The sequence below is a fragment of the Streptomyces sp. NPDC102462 genome (genome assembly GCF_044765425.1).
In the GTDB taxonomy this organism is placed as follows: domain Bacteria; phylum Actinomycetota; class Actinomycetes; order Streptomycetales; family Streptomycetaceae; genus Streptomyces.
Genome location: NZ_JBIWKB010000125.1, coordinates 1 through 6333, shown reverse-complemented (window position 1 = coordinate 6333; position 6333 = coordinate 1). Strand labels below are relative to the sequence as shown.

8 protein-coding genes are annotated in these 6333 nt (G+C 68.8%); 3 read left to right on the top strand and 5 right to left on the bottom strand.

From position 1 onward, the window contains the following. Positions 1–124: 124 nt before the first annotated feature. From ACIRFL_RS43300 to ACIRFL_RS43280, 5 genes are all read right to left on the bottom strand, one after another. The gene (locus tag ACIRFL_RS43300; RefSeq protein WP_404041163.1) at positions 125–838 is read right to left on the bottom strand and encodes a hypothetical protein; all 714 of its coding nucleotides are present in this window, start codon (positions 836–838) and stop codon (positions 125–127) included. Further along, the gene (locus ACIRFL_RS43295) at positions 835–1182 is read right to left on the bottom strand and encodes a hypothetical protein (protein WP_404041160.1); all 348 of its coding nucleotides are present in this window, start codon (positions 1180–1182) and stop codon (positions 835–837) included. The genes ACIRFL_RS43300 and ACIRFL_RS43295 overlap by 4 nt, the downstream gene beginning before the upstream one ends. 540 nt (positions 1183–1722) lie before the next feature. Further along, positions 1723–2058, bottom strand: a complete 336-nt coding sequence (locus ACIRFL_RS43290; protein WP_404041157.1) for a carboxymuconolactone decarboxylase family protein — start codon at positions 2056–2058, stop codon at positions 1723–1725. After that, positions 2055–2612, bottom strand: coding sequence for a hypothetical protein (locus ACIRFL_RS43285; protein WP_404041154.1), 558 nt, complete (start codon positions 2610–2612; stop codon positions 2055–2057). The genes ACIRFL_RS43290 and ACIRFL_RS43285 overlap by 4 nt, the downstream gene beginning before the upstream one ends. Positions 2613–3320: 708 nt before the next feature. After that, the gene (locus ACIRFL_RS43280; protein WP_404041151.1) at positions 3321–4112 is read right to left on the bottom strand and encodes an MFS transporter; all 792 of its coding nucleotides are present in this window, start codon (positions 4110–4112) and stop codon (positions 3321–3323) included. A gap of 135 nt (positions 4113–4247) precedes the next feature. Between ACIRFL_RS43280 and ACIRFL_RS43275 the strand changes: the two genes are divergently transcribed. The 3 genes from ACIRFL_RS43275 (at position 4248) to ACIRFL_RS43265 (ending at position 5797) form a co-directional block, all read left to right on the top strand. Further along, a complete protein-coding gene (locus tag ACIRFL_RS43275; protein WP_404041148.1) occupies positions 4248–4601 on the top strand; it encodes a transposase in 354 nt (117 codons plus the stop codon). Beyond that, positions 4598–4822, top strand: coding sequence for a hypothetical protein (locus tag ACIRFL_RS43270; RefSeq protein WP_404041146.1), 225 nt, complete (start codon positions 4598–4600; stop codon positions 4820–4822). Before ACIRFL_RS43275 ends, ACIRFL_RS43270 begins: the two co-directional genes overlap by 4 nt. Positions 4823–4915: 93 nt before the next feature. Next, positions 4916–5797 carry a LysR family transcriptional regulator gene (locus ACIRFL_RS43265; RefSeq protein ID WP_404041143.1) on the top strand — a complete coding sequence of 294 codons (882 nt, stop codon included), beginning with the start codon at positions 4916–4918 and terminating at the stop codon, positions 5795–5797. Positions 5798–6333 lie beyond the last annotated feature (536 nt).

The window sequence follows — 6333 nt, the reverse complement described above, 5'->3', positions numbered from 1 at the left end:
AGCAGGCGCCGATCGCCTACGAACAGCAGTCAGCTACCCTGACACTTGCCGCATAACGACACGAACAGGTGTCCACTCCTCGGGGACAAGGCCCACCCGCGGGTCGCGGGTCATTGACGCTGAGCTATGGGCGGGCAAGATCTATCGCGCGATGGCCGAGCACCCCGCCGACATGAGCGAGGAGAAGCTGGTTGACGCGACCGGGCTCACTCCGGCCCAGATCGAGCTCGGCGTGCTGTGGCAGACCCTGGGCGCCTTGCGCCGGCACCAGCCGCCAGGTCGCAAATCGCCGCCCGCAGGGCCTCCACCTGCGCCTTTGTGCGGCGAGGCAGTTTGTGGCGCGGGCGGCGGCGAGGTCGTCGTCGCGGTCCTGGATCTTGAGTTCCAGGTCGATCACCTGCTGTTCCAGGGTGATGATCCAGGCCTTGAGCCTGTTCGGTGTCCTCGGGGCCGCCGATGCCGGACGCGCGCCAGACCTGCTCGCCCCGGACTTCGCTGAGGCGGGCTTCGAGGCGGCGGACCTGGGCGGCGAGCCGGGCGGTGCGGGCGTCGGCGGCCAGCAGATCGGCTTGCAGGGAGGCCCTGCTGACGGCTGGCCCGCGGCCTCCGGGGCGGCGGCCGGCTCGGCGGCCATCGCGTGGATTTGGCCGAGCAGGTCGCGGTGGCGGTAGAGGAAGGTGCGGTCGACGCCGGCGCGGCGGGCGATCGCCGCGACGCTGACGTCCGATCCGTCCTTCGCGGCCTGGGCCAGGGCGGTGAGCACGCGCCGGCGCCGTCGACCGGTGTCGGCCCGGCGTCCCTCGATCATCGCCTGGACGGTGGGGTCGGATGCGGTCATGCGGGTCGCTCCGGTCGAAGGTCGGGCAGGGGCCGGCGGATGCGGGGCATGCCAAGGAAGTTCTGCCGCATCTGGCGATGGACCAGTGCCGGGCCCACGGAGCCGTGGAAACCGGCCAGAGCCCAGACGGCCAGCACCACCGGCGCGGCCCTCACCAGCGGACCGCGTGCCCGTGCCGGCACGGTCCAGCTGACGCGCAGTGAGCGCAGCGCGCCAGGGGTACGGGTGGCGGTCTCGGCCATGAGGAGCACGCCGACGACCTGCAGTACGTAGACGACCAGAAGAACGTTGTAGACGAGGTGTGTGGGCTGGGGCGCGTAGGTCACCAGCAGCCCTGATCCCATGGCGCCCACAGCGGTACCGCGGCTGGCGTCACCGCGTTGGCGAGGGTTCCCGCCGAGCGGTTGGCGTCGATCATGCCGGCGCATACGGCACCCACGACCGTGCCGGTCGCGAACCCCTGAAGGATTCAGCCGCACACCAACCGGGCACTCCGTCGGCACCGGCGAGGACGGCGACCGCTGCCGCCTGGACCACGATGGAGCCGAAATCACCGGCTGCGTCCGACATGGTCGGAGAGCGAGCCGACGGTGAGCAGGGCGAGCAGGATCGCCACCGCCGAGAAGTGCCACTCCTGCTGGTAGGTGGCACAGAGCGGAGTGGGCGCGCTTGCCCCCCGGCGAGGAAGAAGACCACGATCGAGGCTTGGAGGCAGAACGCCTGCCAGGGGGCAACTGCCGGAAGGAGGGGCCGGCCGCCCGTTCCTTTGTCCCTCGTATGTCGTCATCGGATCTCCTGCTGCGCGGGACGCGCTGGTGCGGTCCTCGACGTACGGGGAAAGACGGGAACGGGCGGTGGCCCCCGGAGACCCTGGATATGCGTTCTCAGTCCGGGAGCGTGCGGGCCGCGATGGCCGAGGCGCTGATGGCCGCGGGAAAGCCCGCGTAGAACGCGATCTGTGTGATGAGCACGCCGAGTTCGGCCCGTGTCACCCCGTTGTCGACGGCGCGCCGCAACTGTGCGGGCAGTTCTTCGGGGCGATATAGCGCCACGACCGCGGCGACGGTCGCGATGCTGCGGTCCCGGGGACTGAGGGTGGGATCCGCCCACACCTCGCTGTACAGGGGGTCCTCCACCAGCTCTGTGAGGGCCGGGGTGAAGGCGCGGGCCATCTCGCGGGGCGACAAAGGCCTGGGATCCGGGTCGGGCTGCGTGGTCATCGTGAGCTCCGTGCGAGGGCGTGGCGTGCGATGCTCGCGGCGAACAGCGGCGTTTCCCGCCGGTTGTGGTCGCCGGAGGCGGCCTGCCGTGCGGCGGCGGCCTGTTCGAAGGTGATGCCGTTCTTCTCGTTGAACTCCATGAACTCCTGGGTGGGGTGGCTGGTGACCTGGTTGGTGTAGGTGACGGTGCCGTCGCCGTTGTTTTTGACCGACAGGTCCCAGATCACCTGGACCGACGTCCAGCCGTGCGGGGTGAGCACATCGGAGGTGGACACCATGTGGCAGTGGTGCTTCTCGGCGATCTCGGCGACGTAGTGCTGGATCACCAGCCCGGTGCCGATCATCTCCACGTTGATCAACATGGGCCGGCCGTCGTCGGTTGTGGTGTAGCCGGCCGCCTTGTGGTCGGGCGGAGCGCAGCGCTGGTACTCCTTGTCCGGGAGGTTCAGCAGCCAGTCGGCGATGTCGATCGCGTCCCAGGGCGCGTCGAGCGGCGCGTGTTCCTTCGAGGTGGACAGGATCAGATCGGACAGGACCTTCTTCGGATCACTCATTTTCTGCTCCTTCAGTGTGGGCAGCGGCTGGGACCGGGCCGGCTTGTATTGGCAGGGGAAGGCCGACCGGGAACTGCCGGTTCGACCGCCCTCGGTAGTCCGTCGACCGCCTTGTGGCCTTCGACGGGGGGCAGGGCGAGGAGGTGGTGCGGGCTGGTTGTCGCCGCGGGTTCCAGCACCGGGATCACCGGCGTCACGGCCTCGGACACGGCATCCGTTGGTCTTCCTCGGATGCCGTCACCCTAGAACCGGGTAACCGGTGGCGCGTGCCCGTCAGCGCACCGCCGATGTCGCCGCGGTGCACTGAGTACGGTGCGTCCGAAGGTGCAGATCACGAGCCTGCTGGGCAGGGCGGGTGTGCCGGCGGTTGTAGTCGACCTTGCTTGAGAAGGCTGTCGAACGCTTTGCTACGACCTGACTGCGAGCGCGGCACCGAGCGCGGCCAGGGCTGCGGCGACCAGGGTGGTCAAGGTCCGGCCGACGTGTGCGAACAGCAGCGCTCCCGCTGCGGAACCGACGGACCCGGCTGCGAATTGGTGGTCATGTACAGAGCGTTGAGGCGAGCGCGCGCTTCGGGACGCTTCCTGAGGGCGTGCGTTTGATTGGCGACGTTGCTCACGCGTGCACCGGAGTCCAGCAGGAATGCCCCGAGAATCAGCTGCGCCGGCGACAACCCCCACAGACTGGCGATGAGGAGACCAAGAGCCATCACGCCAGCGGCCGCCACGGCGAGGCACCGCTGCGCCCCCGGCCGAGGAACCGGCCTGTGGCCGGCACCGTGGCGGTACGCACGGCGCCCACCAACCCCCAGCAGCCCCGCACCGGTCGTCGACCAGCCGTGCGGCGGGCCGGGGTCACATACGGCGTGACCGCCGTCCGGAAGACGTTGAACGCGGCGAAACCGGTAGTCGCGGTGAGCGCCGCCTGCCGCAGCCCACGCTCGCTGCGCAGAGGCGGAAGAAGCGTCTCCGGAAGGGCCCGGGAACCTAGCCCATGACGCACGGGCGGCTCGGGCAACCGCCCGAGAGCAAGGTGCACGACCAGCGTCACAAGCGTCGACAGCACGTATACCGAACGCCGGACGAGGAGACCGTCGAGTGCCCCGGCGATGACGCGGGCGCCCACGATGCCACCGAAAAGGCCGGCCGTGATGCGCGCTGTGGTACGCCCCACGGCCTCCCACGGCACCGGCGACGCGGCCGCCGGCATCAGGGTCTGTGCCGACGCACTCGTTGCTCCCAGCAGCACCGATGCCGCTGCGAACACGTAGCCCGTCGCGGATGCAGCCAGAGCAAGAGCGATCAGCCTGCCCACGTTCAGCCGGCGCATCAGCCGGTGCAGCCCGGCCCTCTCCAGGATGGGCATCACCAGGAGCAGCCCTGGGGCGTAGCCCACCATGGTGATCACCGGCGGCAGTCCGGCGAGTGCGTCGGAGACCGCGAATGAGGCGGCCAGCGGTCGCAGCAGCGGCTGCACGTAGTAGATGTCGGCGACGCTCACGCCGGCCGCGGGGCGGCATCCATGCCCCGTGCCTGCTGCCGAGTCCGGCCCGGTCAGAGGTGTCCGCAGTCTTCGGACCAACCCTGTCCAGGCGCTTCGACGCCTGTTTCACATCCGCCATGCATCTAGTGTCTCGTGATCCTGTTCATGGAACCTGAGGCTTCTGTGATCGTTGAGTCAGGTATGGATCTCTCCTCTGAACAGATGGCAGAACTGCGGGAGTTGGCCGGGTCGCGGGATGTTCCGGCCGATGTGGCGCTTCGTGCTCGGGTCGTGTTGTGGTCCGGTGAGGGGCGGCGGCGCAAGGACATCGCCGAGCTCGCCGGGGTGGCGCCGCTGACGGTGGACCGTTGCAAGGCCCGTTATGCCGAGCGGGGCCTGGCCGGTCTGGAGGAGAAGCGCCGCGGCGGGCCGCGTACCCAGGTGCCGCCGCCGCGGAAAACCCGCGCGTCCACTTCCATTTCACCCCCGTCGGGTCCTCGTGGTTGAACCAGATCGAGATCTGGTTCGGGATCATCACCCGGCAGTCCATCCGCCGCGGCACGTTCGCAAGCGTCAACGTCCTGGTCAAACAGATCCGCGACTACATCGACTCCTGGAACAAGAACGCGAAACCCTTCACCTGGACCGCCACGGCCGACGAGATCCTCGCCAAGGTCCGACTCGTCCAGACCAGCGTGAAGAAACTCGTCAATAACAACTCGAAGTAACTCAATCAGGGTCACGAGACACTAGGGTGAAGATAAATGACACCGAGGTCCAAGATCAGTTTTTGATGGCAGCAATAAATAGGGTGAATGATCGTGGAATTGAGAACCCTGCGGTTCTTCGTTGCCGTGGCCGAGGAGCAGAGCTTCACCCGCGCCGCCGACCGGCTGCGGGTCGCACAGCCCGCCGTAAGTCATCAGATCCGTTCCCTGGAGAAGGAGCTCGGGGAAGCACTCTTCGAACGCAATCCACGCAGCGTCCGCCTCACCGAGGCCGGCCGGGTGCTGCTTCCCATGGCCAGCCGGACCCTCGCCGATGCCGACAGGGTGGTCGCGAAGTTCGCCTCCCGCACCGCGCTGGTCACCGGCACGCTCCTCCTGGGCACCGTGAACGGGGTCGAGCACACCCGTCTACCCGCGCTCCTGGGGGCCTTCCACCGCCAGTACCCGGGCGTCGCCGTGCAGCTCATCGAGGGGCGCAGCGCCGGGCTCATCTCGCGCGTCGAGAACGGCGAGTTGGACGCCGCCGTGGTGGCCCTGCCAGAGCATCCCCTGCCCCAGGGCATGCGCAGTGTGGTCATGCTCGAAGACGAGATCGTGGCCGTCGTCCCAGCGGACTCCCCGCTGGCAGGTCGCACGAGCATCCCCATCGAGCTGCTGTCCGGAAAGACCCTGATCAGTTACGGCCAGGACAGTGGACTGCGGCCATGGCTGCAGTCCGCGTTCGATGGCGCCGGCATCGACTTCAACGCCCGGTACGCGACCAACGACGGGGCTCTCCACGTCGCCCTGGTGGAGGCGGGTGTCGGCGTCTCCCTGACGGTCGGCACCGACCGTGCTCTCGCCGGAAACCCCCGGGTCAGTGCCGTCCCGGTCAGTCCCTCCCTCACTTACCGAAAGGCGCTGATCTGGCGGGGCGCCCCGCAGCCCACCCGGCCGTTGCGGGCCCTCCTCGCTCTTGGTCCCGCAGCGTCCTGACGCCGGTGCCCCATCGACGCGGTCGGTGCCGACCCGGCAGAGCACACAGGTGAAGTTCGCCGCCTACGGCCGGTCGGAGCCGCCGTATGAAAGTCGCCAACTCGACCAGGCCGCACACACGTCGGCCGATCGCGCACCTTCCAGGTATGCGTCCGACTTCGGAGACCGGCCCATCCGCTGATACCACTTCGACGCCGGACGCAGCGCGAGCTGTCGGCCGTCGGAACCCATCCGCTCAGCCGTCCCCTCCGCCCCCTGCCCGGCCGACGAAGAACAGATGCAGCTCATACGCGGTGATCCCACGCCCGGCCGCGGGCACGCGGTCCGTTCGATCGAGATCACGACCCACCCCGGGCCAAAGATCACGGGCAGGTCGTGATCTTCGTAGCGGCTCCCGCAGGCGGCTCGCCCGGCAACCGGCAGCGGCTCTGCCCGATCGGGGGTACTCAGGTTGAACTCGTGGAGTCCGGTGGCCCGTGACGCTTCTTGATCGTTGCGGTATGACGTCGTCATGCGGTACGCGCATGGGGGCGGCC